This window comes from Streptomyces sp. NPDC048664 (assembly GCF_040650555.1).
Lineage (GTDB): Bacteria > Actinomycetota > Actinomycetes > Streptomycetales > Streptomycetaceae > Streptomyces.
On the sequence record NZ_JBEZHK010000029.1, the window covers coordinates 73,891 to 94,554 of the forward strand.

21 protein-coding genes are annotated in these 20,664 nt (G+C 72.7%); 13 read left to right on the forward strand and 8 right to left on the reverse strand.

Going from position 1 to position 20,664, the window contains the following annotated elements; genetic code table 11:
* Positions 1 to 11 precede the first annotated feature (11 nt).
* The 4 genes from AB0C59_RS27145 to AB0C59_RS27160 all read left to right on the forward strand — a co-directional run bounded on the left by AB0C59_RS27145 (position 12) and on the right by AB0C59_RS27160 (position 4,542).
* Positions 12 to 1,295 (forward strand): amidohydrolase family protein, encoded by a 1,284-nt coding sequence (locus AB0C59_RS27145; protein ID WP_363009034.1) that lies wholly within the window; start codon positions 12 to 14, stop codon positions 1,293 to 1,295.
* A complete protein-coding gene (locus AB0C59_RS27150; protein ID WP_363009036.1) occupies positions 1,292 to 2,539 on the forward strand; it encodes an amidohydrolase family protein in 1,248 nt (415 codons plus the stop codon). Before AB0C59_RS27145 ends, AB0C59_RS27150 begins: the two co-directional genes overlap by 4 nt.
* A 25-nt stretch (positions 2,540 to 2,564) precedes the next feature.
* On the forward strand, positions 2,565 to 3,275 hold the full coding sequence (locus AB0C59_RS27155; protein ID WP_363009038.1) for a VIT family protein: 711 nt from the start codon (positions 2,565 to 2,567) through the stop codon (positions 3,273 to 3,275).
* 220 nt (positions 3,276 to 3,495) lie between these two features.
* Positions 3,496 to 4,542: a zinc-dependent alcohol dehydrogenase family protein gene (locus AB0C59_RS27160; RefSeq protein WP_363009040.1), complete on the forward strand. Its 1,047-nt coding sequence runs from the start codon at positions 3,496 to 3,498 to the stop codon at positions 4,540 to 4,542.
* 84 nt (positions 4,543 to 4,626) lie between these two features.
* Here AB0C59_RS27160 and AB0C59_RS27165 read toward each other — a convergent pair whose 3' ends face one another.
* Entirely contained in the window at positions 4,627 to 6,144 is a 1,518-nt protein-coding gene (locus AB0C59_RS27165; RefSeq protein ID WP_363009042.1) for a S8 family serine peptidase, read from the reverse strand.
* Between the two features lie 339 nt (positions 6,145 to 6,483).
* Between AB0C59_RS27165 and moaA the strand changes: the two genes are divergently transcribed.
* The gene (moaA, locus tag AB0C59_RS27170) at positions 6,484 to 7,473 is read left to right on the forward strand and encodes a GTP 3',8-cyclase MoaA (RefSeq protein WP_363009044.1); all 990 of its coding nucleotides are present in this window, start codon (positions 6,484 to 6,486) and stop codon (positions 7,471 to 7,473) included.
* Positions 7,474 to 7,495: 22 nt separating this feature from the next.
* Here the strand turns inward: moaA and AB0C59_RS27175 are convergent, their stop codons facing one another.
* Together AB0C59_RS27175 and AB0C59_RS27180 are read right to left on the reverse strand one after the other, a co-directional pair.
* A complete protein-coding gene (locus AB0C59_RS27175) occupies positions 7,496 to 7,732 on the reverse strand; it encodes a hypothetical protein (RefSeq protein WP_363009046.1) in 237 nt (78 codons plus the stop codon).
* A gap of 243 nt (positions 7,733 to 7,975) precedes the next feature.
* Positions 7,976 to 8,461, reverse strand: a complete 486-nt coding sequence (locus AB0C59_RS27180) for a DUF3099 domain-containing protein (RefSeq protein ID WP_363009048.1) — start codon at positions 8,459 to 8,461, stop codon at positions 7,976 to 7,978.
* A 241-nt stretch (positions 8,462 to 8,702) separates the two neighbouring features.
* On the opposite strand from AB0C59_RS27180, the gene AB0C59_RS27185 reads away from it, so the two are divergent.
* Positions 8,703 to 8,984, forward strand: a complete 282-nt coding sequence (locus AB0C59_RS27185; RefSeq protein ID WP_363009050.1) for a GlsB/YeaQ/YmgE family stress response membrane protein — start codon at positions 8,703 to 8,705, stop codon at positions 8,982 to 8,984.
* A 93-nt stretch (positions 8,985 to 9,077) separates the two neighbouring features.
* On the opposite strand, the gene tyrS is transcribed toward AB0C59_RS27185, so the two are convergent.
* Genes tyrS through AB0C59_RS27200 form a run of 3 tightly spaced genes read right to left on the reverse strand, consistent with a single transcriptional unit; the run spans position 9,078 to position 13,323 of the window.
* Positions 9,078 to 10,346, reverse strand: a complete 1,269-nt coding sequence (gene tyrS, locus AB0C59_RS27190) for a tyrosine--tRNA ligase (RefSeq protein ID WP_363009052.1) — start codon at positions 10,344 to 10,346, stop codon at positions 9,078 to 9,080.
* Between the two features lie 56 nt (positions 10,347 to 10,402).
* Positions 10,403 to 11,803 (reverse strand): metallopeptidase TldD-related protein, encoded by a 1,401-nt coding sequence (locus AB0C59_RS27195; protein ID WP_363009054.1) that lies wholly within the window; start codon positions 11,801 to 11,803, stop codon positions 10,403 to 10,405.
* Entirely contained in the window at positions 11,800 to 13,323 is a 1,524-nt protein-coding gene (locus AB0C59_RS27200) for a TldD/PmbA family protein (RefSeq protein WP_363009056.1), read from the reverse strand. Before AB0C59_RS27200 ends, AB0C59_RS27195 begins: the two co-directional genes overlap by 4 nt.
* Before the next feature lie 289 nt (positions 13,324 to 13,612).
* On the opposite strand from AB0C59_RS27200, the gene fabG reads away from it, so the two are divergent.
* From fabG to AB0C59_RS27215, 3 genes are all read left to right on the forward strand, one after another.
* A complete protein-coding gene (fabG, locus tag AB0C59_RS27205; RefSeq protein ID WP_363009058.1) occupies positions 13,613 to 14,317 on the forward strand; it encodes a 3-oxoacyl-[acyl-carrier-protein] reductase in 705 nt (234 codons plus the stop codon).
* A gap of 5 nt (positions 14,318 to 14,322) precedes the next feature.
* Positions 14,323 to 15,090, forward strand: a complete 768-nt coding sequence (gene fabI / locus AB0C59_RS27210; protein ID WP_363009060.1) for an enoyl-ACP reductase FabI — start codon at positions 14,323 to 14,325, stop codon at positions 15,088 to 15,090.
* Positions 15,091 to 15,286: 196 nt separating this feature from the next.
* A complete protein-coding gene (locus tag AB0C59_RS27215; protein WP_363009062.1) occupies positions 15,287 to 15,652 on the forward strand; it encodes a hypothetical protein in 366 nt (121 codons plus the stop codon).
* A gap of 33 nt (positions 15,653 to 15,685) precedes the next feature.
* On the opposite strand, the gene AB0C59_RS27220 is transcribed toward AB0C59_RS27215, so the two are convergent.
* On the reverse strand, positions 15,686 to 16,375 hold the full coding sequence (locus AB0C59_RS27220) for a FadR/GntR family transcriptional regulator (RefSeq protein WP_363009064.1): 690 nt from the start codon (positions 16,373 to 16,375) through the stop codon (positions 15,686 to 15,688).
* A 150-nt stretch (positions 16,376 to 16,525) separates the two neighbouring features.
* On the opposite strand from AB0C59_RS27220, the gene AB0C59_RS27225 reads away from it, so the two are divergent.
* The 4 genes from AB0C59_RS27225 (at position 16,526) to AB0C59_RS27240 (ending at position 19,197) form a co-directional block, all read left to right on the forward strand.
* Positions 16,526 to 17,854 carry a CynX/NimT family MFS transporter gene (locus tag AB0C59_RS27225; protein ID WP_363009066.1) on the forward strand — a complete coding sequence of 443 codons (1,329 nt, stop codon included), beginning with the start codon at positions 16,526 to 16,528 and terminating at the stop codon, positions 17,852 to 17,854.
* 97 nt (positions 17,855 to 17,951) lie between these two features.
* Complete coding sequence (locus AB0C59_RS27230) at positions 17,952 to 18,068, forward strand: SGM_5486 family transporter-associated protein (protein WP_269658448.1); 117 nt, start codon at positions 17,952 to 17,954, stop codon at positions 18,066 to 18,068.
* A gap of 208 nt (positions 18,069 to 18,276) precedes the next feature.
* The gene (locus AB0C59_RS27235; protein WP_363009068.1) at positions 18,277 to 18,540 is read left to right on the forward strand and encodes a hypothetical protein; all 264 of its coding nucleotides are present in this window, start codon (positions 18,277 to 18,279) and stop codon (positions 18,538 to 18,540) included.
* Positions 18,541 to 18,678: 138 nt separating this feature from the next.
* Positions 18,679 to 19,197, forward strand: coding sequence for a histidine phosphatase family protein (locus AB0C59_RS27240; RefSeq protein ID WP_363009070.1), 519 nt, complete (start codon positions 18,679 to 18,681; stop codon positions 19,195 to 19,197).
* Positions 19,198 to 19,284: 87 nt separating this feature from the next.
* On the opposite strand, the gene serB is transcribed toward AB0C59_RS27240, so the two are convergent.
* Positions 19,285 to 20,505, reverse strand: a complete 1,221-nt coding sequence (gene serB, locus AB0C59_RS27245) for a phosphoserine phosphatase SerB (protein WP_363009072.1) — start codon at positions 20,503 to 20,505, stop codon at positions 19,285 to 19,287.
* Between the last annotated feature and the right edge of the window lie 159 nt (positions 20,506 to 20,664).

The following is a 20,664-nucleotide window of genomic DNA, read 5'->3' on the forward strand; positions in this document are numbered from 1 at the left end:
AGGGGACCACGGTGACCGACCAGACCCCGTACCTGATCATTTCCTCCGACTGCCATGCCGGACTGCCCACCGAGGAGTACCGGCCCTACCTGGAGAGCGGCTTCCACCGCGAGTTCGACGACTTCCTCGCCGGCCGGGACCGCCGCCGCGAGGAGATGACGCGGCTCGGCATCCGCAACGAGGAGTTCGCGGACAAGTGGTTCAGGGACAACGAGGAGGGGCTGCGCGGCGGCTGGGACCCGGCCCAACGCGTGAAGGAACTCGACGGCGACGGAGTGGCCGCCGAGGTGGTCTTCCCGGACGCGGACGCCGTGGACAGCCGGACCGCCGCGCCCTTCGGGGTCGGCCTCGGCCTCTCCGGCGACCAGGACCCGCGCCTCGGCATGGCGGGCGCGCGGGCCCACAACCGCTGGCTCGCCGACTTCGTGTCCGAGCACCCCGAACGGCACTGCGGGGTCGCCCTGCTGCCCGTCACCGCCCCCACCGAGGAGGTGGTGGCCGAGGTGCACCGCGCCAGGGAGTCCGGCCTCGGCGCGCTGATGATCCCGTGCATGTGGGCCGGCAGGGAGCCGTACCACGACCGCCGCTACGACCCGGTGTGGGCGGCGGCGGCCGAGTGCGGCATGCCGGTCCTCACCCACTCGGGGACCTCGCCCCGCGAGGAGTACGGCGACCACCTCGGCATCTACGTCAGCGAGGTGACCTGGTGGCCCGCCCGCCCCCTGTGGTTCCTGCTGTGGTCCGGTGTCTTCGAACGCCACCCGGGACTGAGGTTCGGGGTGGCGGAGTCCGGCTGCTGGTGGCTGCCGAACCTGCTCTGGTTCATGGACCGCCTCTACCTCGGCGCGCACGGCGGCAAGAAGCTCTCCCCGTTCCAGGAGCTGAGGCGCCCGCCGCACGAGTACCTGGACCGCCAGGTGTTCGTCTGCGCCACCAACACCAAACGGCGCGAACTCGCCCAGCGCTACGAGATCGGCGTGGACAACATCCTGTGGGGCAGCGACTTCCCGCACCCCGAGGGCACCTGGCCCGACACCCGGGCCTGGCTGCGCCGCACCTTCCACGACATCCCGGTCACCGAGACCCGCCGGATGCTGGGCCTGGCCGCGGCGGACGCCTTCGGCTTCGACACCGGCAGGCTGACCCCGCTCGCCCACCGCATCGGACCCACCCCCGCGGACCTCGGCCAGCCCGACGACCAGGCCGCCGTCGAGGCGTCCTGGTCCCGCTCCCGGGAGGTCGGCCGGCACTGGCTCACGGACGGGGACTTCCCCGTGCTGGGAGCCGACCGGTGAGCGGGCGGCGGTCCGCGGACCGGTACACCGTGATCTCGGCGGACTGCCACGCCGGGGCCGACCTGCTGGACTACAAGCCGTACCTGGACAAGCGGTACCACGACGACTTCGACGCGTGGGCGGCGTCGTACGTCAACCCGTACGAGGACCTGCTCGCCGACACCGCCGACCGCAACTGGAACTCCGATCGGCGCCTGGCGGAGCTGGAGGCGGACGGCATCGTCGCGGAGGTCGTCTTCCCCAACACCATCCCGCCGTTCTTCCCGTCCGGCTCCCTCATGGCGCCGACTCCCACCCGGGAGGAGTTCGAGCTGCGCTGGGCCGGCCTGCGGGCGCACAACCGCTGGCTGGCCGACTTCTGCTCGCTGGCCCCGGGCCGCCGGGCCGGGGTCTTCCAGATCCTGCTGGGCGACGTCGAGGAAGCGGTCAAGGAGATCGGGCGGGCCACCGAGGCCGGCCTGCACGGCGGCCTGCTGCTCCCCGGCACACCGCCGGGCTCGGGCCTTCCGGAGCTCCACTCGGCCTCCTACGACCCGATCTGGGCCGCCTGCGCGGAACGGGGCGTCCCCGTCAACCACCACGCGGGCTCGGCTTCGCCGCCGCTCGGCGACGAACCGGCGGCGCGGGCGGTGTACATGGTGGAGACGACCTGGTTCTCGCACCGCGCCCTGTGGCATCTCGTCTTCGGCGGGGCCTTCCGGCGCCACCCCGCGCTCCGACTGGTGCTGACCGAGCAGGGTTCGGGCTGGATCCCCGGGGTGCTGCGGATGCTGGACTACTACCACGGCAGGCTGGTGGCCGCGGCGGACGCCGCCACCGCACGGACGGCCGAGTCGAAGTTCGGCGCCGGGCTCGCGGACTCCGTGGGCCGCGCCCCCTCGGAGGTGTGGCGGTCCAACTGCTTCGTCGGGGCGAGCTTCATGCGCCCGCACGAGGTGCCGCTGCGGGACCGCATCGGCCTCGACAAGATCATGTGGGGCAGCGACTACCCCCACGACGAGGGCACCTACCCCTACACCCGGGAGGGCCTCAGATACGCGTTCGCGGGCGTGCCGCGCGAGGAGGTCGCGGCGATGGCCGGCGGCAACGCGGCACGCGTCTACGGCTTCGACCTGTCCGTCCTCGACCCGATCGCGGCCGAGGTCGGCCCCACCGTCGCCGAGATCGCCGAACCCCTGCCGCAGCCCCCACCGGACGCGACGAGTCCGGTGTTCGCGCGGGGAGCGTCGGTCCGGGTGTGGTGACGCACGGGGTGCCATCCTCTCTCCCGTGACCGAACCACCCCACGACGAGGCGCACGGCGGCGCGCTGGGCTCGCGGCTCAACTGGCTGCGGGCCGCGGTGCTGGGCGCCAACGACGGCATCGTGTCCACGGCGGGGCTGGTCGTCGGTGTGGCGGGGGCCACGGACGACCGCGCGGCCCTGCTGACCGCCGGCCTCGCGGGACTGCTCGCCGGGTCCATGTCGATGGCGGCGGGGGAGTACGTGTCCGTCTCCACCCAGCGCGACTCCGAACTGGCCGCGCTGGCCATGGAGAAACGCGAACTGCGCGAACAGCCGGAAGCCGAACTGGAGGAACTCACCGCCCTGCTGGAGCGCAGCGGCCTGTCCCGGCAGGTGGCACGGGAGGCGGCGGTCCAGCTGACGGAACGGGACGCGCTGCGCGCGCACGCGCGCGTGGAGCTCGGCATCGACCCCGACGAGCTGACCAACCCGTGGCACGCGGCGTGGGCCAGCTTCCTGGCCTTCACCGTCGGCGCCCTGCTGCCCCTGCTCGCGATCGTCCTGCCACCGGCCTCCGTACGTCTCGGCGTCACCGTGGTGTCCGTGCTCGCCGCGCTCGTCCTCACGGGATGGAGCAGCGCCCGGCTCGGCGCCGCCGGCCCCCGGCGGGCGGTGCTGCGGAACGCGGTGGGCGGCGCCCTCGCCATGGGCGTCACCTACGCCGCGGGCAGCCTGCTCGGAGCCGCGGGCGCCTGAGGGCCCCGCGGTCCGCGGCGGACCAGCGCACGGTGCCGCGGCCGGCGTCACGCGCGCCGCCCCGCCCCGGCCGCCGGGAAGAGCGCCGTCCGGCGGGCGCCCACCGGCCCCGGCCACCCTCGATGAGCGGCGCGCCGAGCCCGCGACGTACGGTGAACTGTGCCCGACCACCCCCCCGGGCGCACCCGTACCGCACGTTCGCACGAGAGGGACCCTCGCCATGCGCGCCACCACCATCCACGCCCCGTTCGACATGCGCGTGGAGGACGTGCCCGACCCCGTGGTGCAGCTGCCCACCGACGCGGTCGTGCGCGTGCTGCGCGCCTGCATCTGCGGCAGCGACCTGTGGGCCTACCGCGGTGAGGCGGCCCGGCAGCCGGGGCAGCGCATCGGGCACGAGTTCCTCGGCACCGTCGAGGAGACCGGCTCCGAGGTGAGCGGCCTCAAGCGCGGAGACCTCGTCGTGGCCCCCTTCATGTGGTCCGACGGCCGGTGCGACTACTGCCGCGAGGGGCTGACCACGTCCTGCGAGCACGGCGGCTTCTGGGGCACGGTCGGCTACGACGGCGGCCAGGGCGACGCGGTGCGCGTGCCCTTCGCCGACGGCACCCTGGTCAAGCTGCCCAGGGAGGCGGCCGGCGACGAACGGCTCCTGTCGGCGCTGCTGACCCTGTCCGACGTCATGGGCACCGGGCACCACGCCGCCCTCGGCGCCGGAGCCCGCCCCGGTGCCACGGTCGCCGTGGTCGGGGACGGGGCCGTCGGCCTGTGCGCCGTGCTGGCCGCCAAGCGGCTCGGCGCGGAGCGGATCATCGCGCTGGGCCGCCACGAGGTCCGCACCGACATCGCCCGCCGCTTCGGCGCCACGGACGTCGTCGCCGAGCGCGGGGACGCCGCCGTCGAGGCCGTGCGGGAACTCACCCGCGGCCAGGGCGCGCACGCGGTCGTCGAGGCCGTCGGCACCGAGCAGTCGATGCGGACCGCGGTGAACGTCACCCGCGACGGCGGCGCCATCGGCTTCGTGGGCGTCCCGCACGGCAGCGGCACCGGACTCGACCTGAGCGTCATGTTCGACCGCAACATCGCCCTGCGCGGCGGTGTGGCTCCCGTGCACACCTACATCCCGGAGCTGATGGCCGACATCCTGGAAGGCACCATCGACCCCTCGCCGGTCTTCGACCGGACCGTGGACCTCGAGGGCGTGCCCGAGGGCTACAAGGCGATGGACGAGCGCACCGCGCTCAAGGTGCTCGTCACCAACGGCTGACGCGCGCCGGCCGATCGACCCGAGGGGGCCCGGCCCGAGCCGGACCCCCTCGCGCGCTGTCACACCCGCGTGGTCACCTCACGGTCACCAGGTCACGGCCTTCAGCGCGTTCACGGTGCCCCACCCGTAGAACCCGTTGCGGTTCCTGGAGCCCTCGCACACGGCGTCGACCTTGCCGTCCGCGTCGATGTCGTACGGATCGGCGCACGCCGTGGCGTCCGCCTCCGCGTACAGCAGGGCCTTGACCATGGCGGCGGAGGCGTGCGGATGCGTCGACTTGATCAGGGCCGCGACGCCCGCGACATGCGGGGTCGCCATGGACGTGCCCGCCATGTAGCCCCACTTGCCGCCGGGCAGCGGGCCGAGGATCAGGCCGCTGGTGGCGGGCGGCGCGGGAGCCTGGTAGGCGGTGGAGTCGCCGCCGGGCGCGGCCACGTCGATGACTCCCAGGCCGTAGTTGGAGAACGACGACTTGAGGCCCTTCGCCCCGGTCGCGGCGACGGTCACCACGCCCGGCAACTGGGTCGGTATGTCGAAGCACCGGTGCGGATCGATCACCCGGTCACCGGGCGTGCCGTCGTTCGGGGAGACCGGGTCGGTGAGGGAGTCCGCGTCGAGGTCGTAGCTCTCGTTGCCGGCCGCCGCGACGTTGACCGTGCCCTTGCCCTCCGCGTACCGCGTCGCGCGGGTGATGGCCTCGACCAGAGCCTTCTGGTCCGGGTCGTCGACGCAGTTGAAGTTCCAGGGGTCGGTGTAATAGCTGTTGTTGGTGACGTCCACGTGGTGGTCGGCCGCCCACATGAGGCCGCAGACCACGGCCTCGGTGTAGAAGTAGCCCGCCGTCGTGGACACCTTGATGCCCGCGACCCGCACCCCGGGCGCCACACCGGTGATGCCGACGCCGTTCCTGGCCCCCGCGATCTCGCCCGCGACATGGGTGCCGTGCGGGCTCTCCGCGGCGGTCGGCCGCCAGGCGCCGTCGGTGGTGTCCGGGGTGCCCGCCACGCAGTTGACGGACGCGTCGCGGTCGAAGTTCGGTGCGATGTCCGGGTGGGTGTCGTCCACGCCGGTGTCGATGACGCCCACGGTGACCCGACGGCTGCCGAGCGTCCGCTCGTGCGCCTTGTCCGCCTTGATGGCGGGCAGGTCCCACTGGAGGGACTCCAACGGGTCCTGCCCGTCGGTGGCCTTGGCCCGCGCGACCTCCTCGGCGGTGAGCGCCTTCGGCGTCCCCACGTCGGTGGTGGACTGCGCCGGGAGCGGCGCGTTGCGGGTGGCGCCCGCCGACCGCACCCCGGGCACCGCGCGCATGGCCTGGGCGAAGCCGGGGTCCGCGGAGTGGGCGACGACCACACCGATCCGGTCGTACGTCGTCACGATCGTGCCGCCCGCCGCGGCCACCGCCCGCCGCACCGCCGTGAGGGTGCGGCGGTCCGTTCCGGTGTTGACCACATAGGAGAGTCGGCTCCCGTCGGCGGCCTGGGCCACCGGGGCGGTGCGCGGGGCGGCCGAGGCCGCGCCGGGCAGGAAGCCCAGGGAGGTGAGCGACAGCACGAGCGGTACGGCGAGGGCGAGGCGGCGCTGGGAACGCAGATGTGCCACGGGGTCTCCACATCATCCGGAAAACGTGGACGAGCCGGGACGCGGTGGCGTCCGGCAGGTACATGACGTGTGGTGCAGGGCCGAAGCTATCCGCCGCCCCCGCCGGGCGGCAATGACTTCCCCGCGACGAGCTACAGAGAGAGTAAAAACCGCCGTAGACGACGTCGTATCCCCGCCGTAGAGCCGCTGCGGGGATCTGTCGTAGGGATCTACGACGCGGCCCCGACCGGCCTCGTGGGATCGGGCCGCTGTCGTTGTCGGTGAGGTCACGTAGGCTCGCAGATGACGGCAGAAGAACAGATCAGCTCCGTGCGAGCCGCTACGAGGGAGGGGGCCCACGTGCTCATCGACACCTTTGGCCGGGTGGCCACCGACCTGCGGGTCTCGCTGACCGACCGGTGCAACCTGAGGTGCGCCTACTGCATGCCCGAGGAGGGCCTGAGCTGGCTGGCCAAGCCCGACCTGCTGACCGACGACGAGATCGTCCGCCTGATCCGCACCGCGGTCACCTCACTCGGCATCGAGGAGGTCCGCTTCACGGGGGGTGAGCCGCTGCTGCGCCCCGGCCTCGTCGGCATCGTGGAGCGGGTCGCCGCGCTCGCCCCCCGCCCCCGCATCTCCCTCACCACCAACGGCATCGGCCTCGCCCGCACCGCGGCGGCCCTGAAGGCGGCCGGCCTGGACCGGGTCAACGTCTCGCTGGACACCCTGCGCCCGGACGTCTTCAAGACCCTCGCCCGCCGCGACCGCCACCGGGACGTGCTGGAAGGGCTGCGGGCCGCCCATGAGGCCGGCCTGACCCCCGTCAAGGTCAACTCCGTGCTGATGCCGGGCCTGAACGACGACGAGGCCCCCGACCTGCTCGCCTGGGCGATCGAGCACGACTACGAGCTGCGCTTCATCGAGCAGATGCCGCTGGACGCCCAGCACGGCTGGAAGCGCGAGGGCATGGTCACCGCACAGGACATCCTGGACTCGCTGCGCACCCGCTTCGAGCTCACCCCCGAGGACGCGGGGGAACGCGGATCCGCGCCCGCCGAGCGCTGGATCGTGGACGGCGGACCGTATCGGGTCGGGGTGATCGCCTCGGTCACCCGCCCGTTCTGCGCCGCCTGCGACCGCACCCGGCTGACGGCCGACGGCCAGATCCGCACCTGCCTGTTCGCCGGCGAGGAGACCGACCTGCGCGCCGCGCTGCGCGACGGGGCGTCCGACGAGGAGATCGGCCGAATATGGCGGCTCGCCATGTGGGGCAAGAAGGCGGGATCGGGGCTGGACGACCCGGCGTTCCTCCAGCCGGAGCGGCCCATGTCGGCGATCGGCGGCTGACCGCCGATCGGCGGCTGACCGCTCAGCCGGCCGCCGGGTCGGTGCCCAGCGACTCCCAGCGCTCCAGCTCCACCACGTCCTTCAGGAACCCGCGCACGCTCAGGAACTGCGACAGGTGCTCGCGATGCTCCTCGCAGGCCAGCCAGGTCTTGCGGCGGTCGGGGGTGTGCAGCTTCGGGTTGTTCCAGGCGAGCACCCACACGGCGTCCGCGCGGCAGCCCTTGGCCGAGCACTGGGGGGATTCGGGATCGGAGCCCATCACATCGATGACTCTAGCGCGCCCGGAAGGACCTCACGGAGGCGCGTCCCCCCGGCAAAGGCGACGCCGAGCAGCCACGGGGGGAGCTGCCCGGCGTCGGTCTGTCGCTCCGACGGGGGATGCGGAGCGCGTACGAAGTATGTCATGGGTAACCCCCCCACCGGCACTGGAACAGCATGATTGATCTGAGCTTTTCCTGAGCTTGGCCGAGGGGGTGCGCCGTTGCCCCGACGGGCACCGCGGTCAGGCCCTTTCGTGCAGGTCACGCCGGGTGTCGGCGGTCGATCCGGGCGGGGTGTCGCCCCCGGGTGAGGCGGTTGGGGCGGACGGGGCGGAACCCTGCTCGGCACGGCCCTCACCGGGCTGCGCGCCCCCCGCGTCCCGCGACTGCCGCGACGCGTCAGACGGCCGCGACGACGGCGACGACGCATCGATCATCGGACGGGTCGGACCGCTGACGAACGTCGACGGCAGCGACGGCGCGTTCTCCCGCCCGGCGTTGGCGATGACGACGGCGACATAGGGCAGGACCGCGCCGAGGACGAGTGCCACCACGGCGACCGGCCGCGAGACGTTCCAGAGACTGGCCGCGAGGATCACCGCGACCGTGCGCACGCCCATCGAGATCACGTAGCGGCGCTGCCGGCCCCGCACGTCGTCCGCGAGGCCCTGCCGGGCACCCGTGATCCGGAACACCTGGGCCTGAGCGCCACCGTGCGACTTCCGCATCACATTCCACCACCCGTCTGCCGCGGGCTCTCCCGGGCCCGTCACCGGTCCGACCCCGGTCAGGGCCCGGATCCGGACACCGTCCACCGTACGCCGCGCCCGCGGCCCGGACGAGAGCGGGTCCCCTCCCTCCCCGGTGGTGCACCCGGCCCGACACGTACGGGTGCACCCGACATGCGCCGTATGGCGCACAGCCCGAGACTGGGCGTACTGCTCACGTCGCGCCGTAGGAGGAGGACCCATGGGCTGGTTGTGGGCGATCATCGTCGGATTCGTGCTGGGCCTGCTGGCCAAGCTCATCCTGCCGGGCAAGCAGCACAGCCCGCTCTGGCTGACCACCCTCATGGGCATCATCGGCGCCATCGTCGGCAACGCCATCGCCCGTGCCATCGGCATCGCCGAGACCCGGGGCATCGACTGGGGCCGCCACGGGCTCCAGCTGGCCGCCGCCGTCGTCCTGGTCTTCCTGGGCGAGATGGCGTACACCTCGATGAAGGGCGGCAGACACGGCGAGAGGGTGTGACGGCACCCGCCGACACCGCGCATGCGTGAGGGGCGGCACCCACCGGAAACCCGCCGGGTGCCGCCCCTCACGCATGCGTGCGAACCGCTCGGTTCAGCCGCCGGTCACCTCGACCGCGGCCAGGTTCTTCTTGCCCCGCCGCAGCACCAGCCAGCGCCCGTGCAGCAGCTCCTCCTTGGCCGGGACCGCGTCCTCGGAGGCCACCTTCACGTTGTTCACGTAGGCGCCGCCCTCCTTCACCGTGCGTCGCGCGGCGGACTTGCTCGCCACCAGCCCGACCTCCGCGAGGAGGTCGACGACCGGTCCCGGCTCGGCGACCGTGATGTGCGGGACCTCCGACAGGGCCGCGGCCAGCGTCCGCTCGTCCAGCTCCGCCAGCTCGCCCTGGCCGAACAGGGCCTTGGAGGCGGCGATCACGGCGGCCGTCTGGTCGGCGCCGTGCACCAGCGTCGTCAGCTCCTCGGCGAGCGCGCGCTGGGCGGCACGCGCCTGGGGGCGCTGCTCCGTCTGCTCCTCCAGCTCCTCCAGCTCCTCACGGGACCTGAAGGACAGGATCCGCGCGTAGGTGGAGACGTCCCGGTCGTCCACGTTCAGCCAGAACTGGTAGAAGGCGTACGGCGTCGTCATCTCCGGGTCGAGCCAGATGGCACCGCCCTCGGTCTTGCCGAACTTCGTGCCGTCCGCCTTCGTCATCAGCGGGGTGGCGAGCGCGTGGACCTCGGCGTGCGGCTCCAGCCGGTGGATCAGGTCCAGGCCGGCCGTGAGGTTGCCCCACTGGTCGCTGCCGCCCTGCTGGAGGGTGCAGCCGTGCCTGCGGTAGAGCTGGAGGAAGTCCATGCCCTGGAGGATCTGGTAGCTGAACTCCGTGTAGCTGATGCCCTCGGAGGACTCCAGGCGCCGGGACACGGAGTCCTTCGTCAGCATCTTGTTGACGCGGAAGTGCTTGCCGATGTCCCGGAGGAACTCGATCGCCGAGAGCCCCTCGGTCCAGTCGAGGTTGTTGACCATCACGGCCGCGTTCTCACCCTCGAAGGACAGGAACGGCTCGATCTGGCGGCGCAGCTTCTCGACCCAGCCGGCCACGGTCTCCGGGCTGTTCAGCGTGCGCTCGGCGGTCGGGCGCGGGTCGCCGATCAGGCCCGTCGCGCCGCCCACCAGCGCCAGCGGGCGGTGGCCCGCCTGCTGGAGCCGGCGCACGGTCAGCATCTGCACCAGGTGCCCCACGTGCAGGGACGGCGCGGTCGGGTCGAAGCCGCAATAGAACGTGACGGGACCGTCCGCGAGCGCCTTGCGCAAAGCGTCCTCATCCGTGGACAGGGCGAACAGCCCGCGCCACTTCAGCTCGTCGACGATGTCCGTCACGTCTCTCGTGTCTCCTTGGCTGGTCCTGGGCGGCCCGGTGGCCGCCGGGTACGAGGTTATACGCCCTGACTGACAGAACTCATGTTGAAGTCGGGCACCCGCACGGGGGGCATCGCGGCGCGGGTGAAGTAGTCGCTCCACTCGCGCGGCAGGGTCTTCTCGGTGCGGCCCGCCTCGGTGGCCCGGCCCAGCAGATCCACCGGGGACTCGTTGAACCGGAAGTTGTTCACCGCGCCCGTCACCTCGCCGTTCTCCACGAGGTACACGCCGTCCCGGGTCAGACCGGTCAGCAGCAGCGTCGCCGGGTCGACCTCGCGGATGTACCACAGGCAGGTCAGCAGCAGTCCGCGCGTCGTGTTCGCGACCATCTCCTCCAGGGACAGGCCGGCGTCACCCCCGTCCAGGATCAGGTTCCCGCCCGACGGCGCGAGGGGGAGCCCGGTCAGGTCCGCGCTGTGCCGGGTCGACGTCAGCCGCGTCAGCTCGCCCCCGCTGATCCACTCGGTGGGCCCCAGCGGCAGCCCGTTGTCGAACACGGAGGCGTCGTCGCCGGAGGAGTGCGCGATGACGAACGGCGCGGCCTCCAGGCCGGGCTCCCGCGGGTCGCTGCGCAGGGTCAGGGGCAGCTGCGAGAGCCGGTCACCGACCCGCGTGCCGCCGCCGGGCCTGCTGAAGACCGTGCGCCCCTCGGTCGCGTCCCGGGCCGCTGCCGACCACATCTGGTAGATGAGCAGGTCGGCGACCGCCGTCGGCGGCAGCAGCGTCTCGTACCGGCCCGCGGGCAGCTCCACGCGCCGCTGCGACCAGGCGAGCCGCTGGGCCAGCTCCGCGTCCAGCGCCGCGGGGTCGACGTCGGTGAAGTCGCGGGTCGACCGCCCCGCCCACGCCGAGAGCGCGCGGTCGGGCGACTTGGCGTTGACCTCCAGCGTGCCGTTCGGCTGGTCGTGGCGCAGCCGCAGCCCGGTCGAGGTGCCGAGGTAGGTCGAGACCATTTCGTGGTGGGCGAAGCCGTACAGCTCACGGCCGCCCGTGCGGGCGCGCGCGAACGCCTCCCCGAGCGCCGGCGCGAAACGCGCGAACACGGCGGACGACGTCTGCGCGGGCGCCTCGGTGAAGTCCGGCGACTCGGGCACCCCCGTCACCAGCGGCTGCGCGTCCTCGGCGGGCCCCGCGCCCTGCGCCGCGGCCTCGGCCGCCCGCACGAGGGACTCCAGCTCGTCGGAGGTCACGGCCGCGCGGGAGACCACCCCGGACGCCGTGCCCTCCTTGCCGTCGACCGTCGCGACGACGGTGAGCGTGCGCCCGCGCGTGACCCCGTTCGTCGTCAGCGCGTTGCCCGCCCAGCGCAGGTTCGCGCTGGACTGCTCGTCGGCGATGACGACGCACCCGTCCGCGCGGGACAGCTCCAGGGCCCGCTCGACGATCTCGTGCGGCTTGTCGGTACGGGCGGCGGTCATCGTCCGGCCTCCTGGGTCGTGTTGAGGATGTTGACACCCTTGAAGAGGGCGGAGGGGCAGCCGTGCGAGACGGCGGCGATCTGGCCCGGCTGGGCCTTGCCGCAGTTGAAGGCGCCGCCGAGGACATAGGTGCTCGGACCGCCCACGGCGGCCATCGAGCCCCAGAAGTCGGTGGTCGTCGCCTGGTAGGCGACATCCCGCAGCTGGCCCGTGATCCGCCCGTTCTCGATCCGGAAGAACCGCTGGCCCGTGAACTGGAAGTTGTACCGCTGCATGTCGATGGACCACGAGCGGTCACCGACGACGTAGATGCCGCGGTCCACACCGCCGATCAGATCCTCCGTCGACAGCCCGGCCGGGTCGGGCCGGAGCGACACGTTGGCCATGCGCTGCACCGGCACATGCGCCGGCGAGTCGGCGTAGGCGCACCCGTTGGACCGCTCGAACCCGGTGAGGCGCGCGATGCGCCGGTCCAGCTGGTAGCCGACCAGCCTCCCGTCCCTGACCAGGTCCCAGGACTGCCCCTCGACGCCCTCGTCGTCGTAGCCGATCGTCGCGAGCCCGTGCTCGGCGGTGCGGTCACCGGTGACGTTCATCAGTTCGGAGCCGTACTTGAGCTTGCCGAGCTGGTCGAAGGTCGCGAACGAGGTACCCGCGTACGCGGCCTCGTAGCCGAGCGCCCGGTCCAGCTCGGTGGCGTGCCCGATGGACTCGTGGATGGTCAGCCACAGGTTGGAGGGGTCCACGACCAGGTCGTACACGCCCGCCTCGACGCTCGGCGCGCGCATCTTCTCGGCCAGCAGCCCGGGGATCCGCTCCAGCTCGCCGGCCCAGTCCCAGCCGGTGCCCGTCAGGTACTCCCAGCCGCGTCCCGCGGGCGGCGCGAGGGTGCGCATCGAGTCGAACTCGCCCGTCGACTCGTCCACCGAGACGGCGGTGAGCTGCGGGTGCAGCCGCACCCGCTGCTGGGTGGTCACGGTGCCGGCGGTGTCGGCGTAGAACTTGTTCTCATGGACGGTCAGCAGGGAGGCGTCCACGTGGTTCACGCCCTCGGCCGCCAGCAGCCGCCCGCTCCAGTCCGCGAGGAGGCCGGTCTTCTCCTCGTCGGGCACGGTGAAGGGGTCGATCTCGTACGAGGAGACCCAGGTCTTCTCGGAGTGCACCGGCTCGTCCGCGAGCTCCACACGCTCGTCCGACCCGGCCGCCTCGATCACCTGCGCCGACAGCTTCGCCATCGCCACCGCCTGCGAGGCGACCTTGGCGGCGGCGTCCATGGTCAGGTCGACCCCGGAGGCGAACCCCCAGGTCCCGCCGTGCACCACGCGTACCGCGTACCCGAGGTCCGTGGTGTCCGAGGAGCCCGCCGGCTTCTGGTCCCGCAGCCGCCACGCGGCGCTGCGCACCCGCTCGAACCGGAAGTCCGCGTGCTCGGCCCCCAGCGCACGCGCGCGTGCGAGTGCCGCGTCGGCCAGGGCGCGCAGGGGGAGCGCCAGAAACGTCTGATCGATGTCATGGGGCACGGGTGTGAGTTTCCCTTCGCTGTCACGACGGGGTCCGTCGGGAGCCGTTCGTCCGATCACCGCCAGGGAAGTCAAGCACGGCCGCACCACCCGGACGTACGGCTTTTCCCACGGGGAGGGGAAACCCCGCCAGGAGTGCACCCGGGGACGGGACTGTAGGAACCCCACAGGAGGCGGCGCGGCCCGCTGTCGGTGCCCGATTGCCTTCCCGCCTGCCCCGACCGATAGGTTTTCCGGCGAGGGTGCCTGTTCCGCGAAGGTCCCGCACTGCTATCGAAAGGGTGATCCGTTGAGCCGCTCGGTTCTCGTCACAGGAGGCAACCGGGGCATCGGCCTCGCCATCGCCCGCGCGTTCGCCGACGCCGGCGACAAGGTCGCGATCACGTACCGCTCGGGTGAGCCGCCGGCCGGCTTCCTCGCGGTCAAGTGCGACATCACCGACACGGAGCAGGTGGAGCAGGCCTACAAGGAGATCGAGGCCGAGCACGGCCCGGTGGAGATCCTCGTCGCCAACGCCGGGGTCACCAAGGACCAGTTGCTGATGCGCATGTCCGAGGAGGACTTCAGCTCGGTCATCGAGACGAACCTGACCGGCACCTTCCGCGTGGTCAAGCGCGCCAACCGCGGCATGCTGCGCGCCAAGAAGGGCCGCGTCGTGCTGATCTCCTCGGTCGTGGGCCTTCTCGGCTCCGCCGGACAGGCCAACTACGCCGCCTCCAAGGCCGCCCTGGTGGGCTTCGCCCGCTCCCTCGCCCGTGAGCTGGGCTCGCGCAACATCACCTTCAACGTCGTCGCGCCCGGCTTCGTCGACACCGACATGACCAAGGCGCTCACCGACGAGCAGCGGACGAACATCGTGTCGCAGGTGCCGCTCGGCCGGTACGCGCAGCCGGAGGAGATCGCCGCGGCCGTGCGGTTCCTCGCCTCCGACGACGCCTCGTACATCACTGGAGCCGTCATCCCCGTTGACGGCGGACTGGGAATGGGTCACTGATCACCATGAGCGGAATCCTTGAGGGCAAGCGCATCCTGATCACGGGTGTGCTGATGGAGTCCTCCATCGCCTTCCACGCGGCCAAGCTGGCCCAGGAGCAGGGCGCCGAGATCATCCTGACCGCGTTCCCGCGGCCCACGCTGACCGAGCGCATCGCCAAGAAGCTGCCCAAGCCCACCAAGGTCATCGAGCTGGACGTCACCAACGACGAGCACCTGGGCCGTCTCGCCGACCTGGTCGCCGAGGAACTGGGCGGGCTCGACGGTGTCGTGCACTCCATCGGCTTCGCTCCGCAGGACGCCCTCGGCGGCAACTTCCTCAACACGCCGTTCGAGTCGGTGGCCACCGCCATGCACGTCTCGGCGTACTCCCTGAAGTCGCTCACCATGGCCTGCCTGCCGCTGATGCAGAACGGCGGCTCGGTCGTCGGCCTCACCTTCGACGCGCAGTTCGCCTGGCCGCAGTACGACTGGATGGGCCCCGCCAAGGCGGCCCTGGAGGCCACCAGCCGCTACATGGCGCGTGACCTGGGCAAGCAGAACATCCGCTGCAACCTGGTCTCGGCGGGCCCCCTCGCCTCCATGGCCGCCAAGTCCATCCCGGGCTTCGCCGAGCTGGCCGCCGTGTGGGACGGCCGCGCCCCGCTGGAGTGGGACCTGAAGGACCCGGAGCCGGCCGGGCGCGCCATCGTCGCCCTGCTCAGCGACTGGTTCCCGAAGACCACGGGCGAGATCGTCCACGTGGACGGCGGTCTGCACGCCATCGGCGCCTGACCTTCCGGGCCCCTGTCCTCCCGGTCCCCGAGACCGGGACCCCGTCACCGGCCGACGCCCCGTTCTCCCGCGCACGCGGGGGCGGGGCGTCGCCCGTTCGGAGCAACTGACAGGGCCGCCCGGGGCGCGCACCGCGCACGCTGGGACCAGGGCCGCGCGCACCGTCGGGCGGTCGTACGGTTCAGGAGGTCCCCTTGTGCGCCTGTCCCGCCGCTTCGCGCCCGCCTTCCTCGCCGTCGCCCTGGTGGCCGCTCTTCCCTACGACGCCCTCTCGGAGGCGTCGTCCGGCAGGTCGGGCGCGGCGCCCGCGGAGGCCGACCAGACCCCCGACCCGCGGCCGTCCGGAGCCGACTGCCGGGTCACCGTCACCGGCTCGGAGGTCGTCGCCTACTGCCACAACCCCGATCCCGGCGTCGACCACGTGAGCCTGCACGTCGAGTGCGCCCGCTGGTGGGACCTGGACACCGACACCGCTCCGGTCGACGACGGGCCCGCCATGACCGTACGGCTGACCGGCCGCTGCTGGCAGGAGGTGCGATCGGCCTGGGTCACGCACACCTGAGAGGCGACCGGCCGCCGCCGCGCCCCGGTCCGGTCAGGCGCCGGCGGACGCGGGGCGCCACGGGCGGCACCCGGACGGATAGCTCGCGGCGGCCGCGGCCGCCGCGCCGCCGTCACCCGCGCGGATCGCGTCCACCAGCGCGGTGTGGCCCATGTACGTCTCCGGCGTGAGCTCCTCGCCGACGTCGTCGCGCAGCCAGTCCCGGAGCACCTCGCTCAGGTCCGCGTACATCTCCGTCATCACCTCGTTGTGCGACGCGGCGACCACGGCCATGTGGAACGTGAAGTCGGCGGTCACGAACGCCTCCGCGTCCCCCGACTCCCAGGCCGCCTCACGGCGCCGCAGGAGCGCGTCGAGCTGCCTGAGGTCGCGCTCGGTGCGCCGCGCCGCGGCCAGCTGGGCGGCGCCGGACTCCAGGGTGGCGCGCAGCTCGGCGACATGGGACGGGTCGGCGTCGGCGAACCGGCGGTGCATCACCCCCGCCAGCTCACTGGTCGCCACCACGTAGGTGCCGGACCCCTGCCGGATGTCTAGCAGGCCGTTGTGCGCGAGCGCGCGCACCGCCTCGCGGACCGTGTTGCGCGCGACCCCGAGCTGCTCGACCAGCTCGGGCTCGGTGGGGATGCGGGAGCCCACCGGCCACTCGCCCGAGGTGATCTGGTTCCGCAGCTCGGCGATCACCTGCTCGGACAGAGCGGAGCGGCGGGGATGGGTCAGTGGCATGACGGTCCTTCGTACGGGCCTGGGAGCAGGGCCTGAGGCTCCGGAGCGTAACGCAGGGGGCTCGGGGCGGAGGGGAGCCGGTGCGGGAGTGGACAACCAATCATCCCATGATTCTATGATGGGCTTCATGGAGTGTGAGGAGACCGGTACATGACGACCACAGGCACCACGGGCACGGGAGACACGAGGAGGGCGACGATCCCGCAGGACGCGAGCCCGACCGCGGCGGGGCACCCGCAGGACGCGGCCGGGGCCACGACGGGCGCCACGCGCGCGTGGACGGCGCGCGTGCTGGTGCTGGGCATCGTGCTCACCGCGCTCAACCTGAGGCCCGCCATCACCAGCCTGGGCGCCCTCCTGGAGGAGGTCCGCGACGGCCTCGGTATGAGCGGCAGCGTCGCGGGGCTGCTCACCTCCGTACCGCCGCTGTGCTTCGCCGTCTTCGGTGTCATGGCGCCGAAGCTCGCCCGGCGCTTCGGGCCGGGCGCCGTGATCTGCGCCGGAATGGCCGCGATCACCGCGGGCCTGCTGATCCGCCCCTACGCCGGGAACACGGTCGGCTTCCTGGTGGCGAGCGCGCTGGCCCTCATGGGCATCGCCGTCAGCAACGTCCTGATGCCCGTGATCGTCAAGCGCTGGTTCCCCGAGCGCGTGGGCTCGATGACCGGCCTGTACTCGATGGCGCTCGCCCTCGGCACCTCCGCCGCGGCGGCGGTCACGGTGCCCCTGACCGACGCGATGGGCGGGGGATGGCGGCCCGGGCTGGCTGTCTGGGGGGCGCTGTCGGCGGTGGCCGTCCTGCCGTGGATCCCCTTCGTGCGCGCGTCCCGCACCGCCCAGGGATCCGACGCCTCCGCCGCCAGGGCCCCGCACTCCGGTGCGGGCGCGCCCGGCGGGCTGCGGATCAGTCGGAGCCGCACGGCGTGGGCGCTGGCCGTCTTCTTCGGGCTCCAGGCCACGGCCGCCTACATCACGATGGGCTGGATGCCGCAGATCTTCCGCGACGCGGGAGTGCCCCCGGGCACGGCGGGCGTGCTGCTGGCCGTCACGATGGTGATGGGCGTGCCCCTCGCCTTCGTCATCCCCCGACTGGCCGCGCGGCTGCCGCACCAGGGCCCGATCGTGATCGCCCTCGGCGCCTGCGGGCTGGCCGGCTACGCGGGCCTGTACCTGGCCCCGGCCGCCGGCGCGTGGGCCTGGGCCCTGCTGCTCGGGGTGTCCAACTGCGCCTTCCCGCTCGCGCTCACCATGGTCGGGATGCGCGCCCGCACGGGCGCGGGGGTGGCACAGCTGTCGGCCTTCGCGCAGAGCACCGGCTATCTGCTGTCGATCCCCGGGCCACTGCTGGTGGGCATCCTCTACCAGCACAGCGGGGGCTGGGGGCTGCCGCTCGCCCTCATGGCGGTGCTGATGGTGCCGCAGATGGCGGTGGGCGTGCTGGCGGGCCGCGACCGGATCGTGGAGGACGAGGCGCGGTAGCCCGCCGCCGCGCACCCGTGGGATGCGGGGCGGGCGGGGCGCCGGGTGCGGCGACCCCACCCGCGTCCGGACGGGGCGGGGGTGGGAGACTGGCGCCATGCCCGTGCTCGACCCGAATCCCCAGAACGGCCAGAAGAAGATGCTGCTGGTCTTCGGCGCGTTCTTCGCCATCTTCGTGATCATCGCCGTCATCGCGACGATCGCCTCGCCCTGACCTGCGGCGCCGGCGGTTCCCCGAGCCCGGCGGTTCCCCGGGCCCCGGCGACTTCCCGTGTCCCGACGGCGCCCCGGGCTCCGTGGCAGGGGTGCGGGGGAGCGCCGACGGTGGGGCTTGCCCCCGTAACCCCTAGGGGGTCGGTGTCAGGGTCACATGGGTGGATCGCCGGATGGGTTCGCCGCCGCCGGGTCCGTACCTTCGAGATGTGGCCGCGCAGGGCGTGCCGCAGACCCCGCTCGAAGCCCCCGGAGGCGCCATGTCCGCCCGCCCGCACTCCCGCCCGCACCCGGCGACCACGGGTGGTGTCGGCATACGGCTGCCCTGGTGGGCCCTGGCCCTGCCGACCCTCGCCTTCCTGGCCCTGCTGGCGCTGATGGTCGACCCGTCCCGCGCGAGCGCCGGCACCGATCCCGTCCTCGGTCACCTGGTCGAGCGTGTTCAGCAGGCGGTGAGTCATCACGCCCCGTGACCGTGCGCGCGGCCGCGTGGCGCACGTCCTGCCTGGTGGGGCGGCTGATCACCCGAAGGAGCCCCTCTCGCACACGTGTGCACTCCGTGGCGTCAACTCCCTGCGCTCCCTGGCCTGTTTCATGCGAAGCTGGGACGCATGAGCTCCGCTGAACCCCGCAGGATTGTCCTCTTCCGGCATGCCAAGGCCGACTGGCCGCAGGTGCCCGACCATGAGCGTCCCCTCGCCGACCGGGGACGCATGGACGCGGCCGTCGCCGGACGAAAGCTCGCCGACGCCGGCATCCCCTTCGACCTGGCCCTGTGCTCGACGGCCACGCGTACGCGCGAGACCTGGAAGCTTGCGGTCCAGGAGCTTGAGCACCGGCCGAAAACCGTCTACGAGGAGCGGATCTACGAGGCATCGCCCGGCGAACTGATCGCCTTGCTCAACGAGACCCCCGACGACGCGCGGGACGCGGTGCTGATCGGGCACAACCCCGGGATCCAGGGTCTGGTCGAGGTCCTCACCGGCGCGGCCGAGGACGAGGCGCGTGAGCGGATCACCCGCAGGGGCTTCCCCGCCGCCGCGTTCGCCGTGCTGTCCTTCGACGGCACATGGAAGTCGCTGGAGCCGGGCACGGCGACGCTGCTCGACTACTGGGCGCCCAGCGAGTAGACGCGGCGCCCGCCCAGGGACGGCCGCGGGGTCCGGCATCCTCCTGCCGGGTGCCCGGCCCCGCCCGCGCCGCGCGGACGCGGGGACTCAGGGCGTGTCGTGTGGGTCGTCCCCGATGTCCGCGGCCTCCACCTCTTCCCGGGTGACGCCCAGCAGATACAGGACGGTGTCCAGGAAGGGGAAGTTCACCGCGGTGTGCGCGGCCTCGCGCACGACGGGCTTGGCGTTGAAGGCGACGCCGAGACCGGCGGCGTTCAGCATGTCGAGGTCGTTGGCCCCGTCGCCGATCGCCACCGTCTGGGCCAGCGGCACCCCCGCCTCGGCGGCGAACCGGCGCAGCAGCCGCGCCTTGCCCGCCCGGTCCACGACCTCCCCGACGACCCTGCCCGTCAGCTTCCCGTCGACGATCTCCAGGGTGTTGGCCTGGGCGAAGTCGAGGCCGAGCCGCTCCTGCAGATCGTCGGTGACCTGGGTGAACCCGCCCGAGACGACACCCACTTGGAAGCCCAGCCGCTTCAGCGTACGAATCAGGGTGCGCGCTCCCGGGGTGAGCCGCACCTCGGAGCGGACCTTGTCCACCACCGACGCGTCCAGCCCGCCCAGCAGTGCCACCCGGGCGTGCAGCGACTGCTCGAAGTCCAGCTCGCCCCGCATGGCGGCCGCCGTCACCTCGGCGACCTCCGCCTCGCAGCCGGCGTGCGCCGCGAACAGTTCGATGACCTCGTCCTGGATGAGCGTCGAGTCCACGTCCATGACGACCAGGCGCTGGGCCCGGCGATGCAGACCGGCCGCGACGACGGCGACATCGACACCCAGTGCCGCGGCGCCGGTCGCCAGGGCGGTGCGCAGCGGCTCGGTCTCCACCCCGGACACGGCGAACTCGACTGCGGTGACGGGGTACTTGGCGAGCCGGAAGATACGGTCGATGTTGCCTCCCGTCGAGGCGATGCGCGCCGCGATGGCGGCCGTCGACTCGGCGGTGAGCGGGTGGCCGAGGACGGTCACCAGCGAGCGGCCGAGGCCGCGAGGGCGGTTGTCGCCCGTGCCGGAGATGATCTCCGCCTGCATCCTCATGGACTCCGCCCAGCTGTGGACGGTGGCCCGCAGATCGCCCTCCAGTCCCGCCGGAGGCATCGTCACCAGGGCGCACAGCACCATCCGGCCCCGGGTGACGACCTGCTCGATGTCGACGACGTCGACCCCGTAGGCGGCCAGGGTGTCGAACAGTCCGGCGGTCATGCCGGGCCGGTCCTTGCCGAAGATCTTGACGAGGAGGGTCGGGGCGTCGGAGGTGTGCGCAGCGCTCATGGTGCCTCCACCGTATCCGGCACCCAGTGCCTCGCGCGTGCGCGGTCCGCCCAGCGGACAGGGAACAGTGGGTGGCGGGCAGATGACGGGGACCTTGAGGAGCGGGGAAGCGAGGCAGGCGAAGCGGCGCGGAAGACACGCGGGAGGTCCGGGGACGAC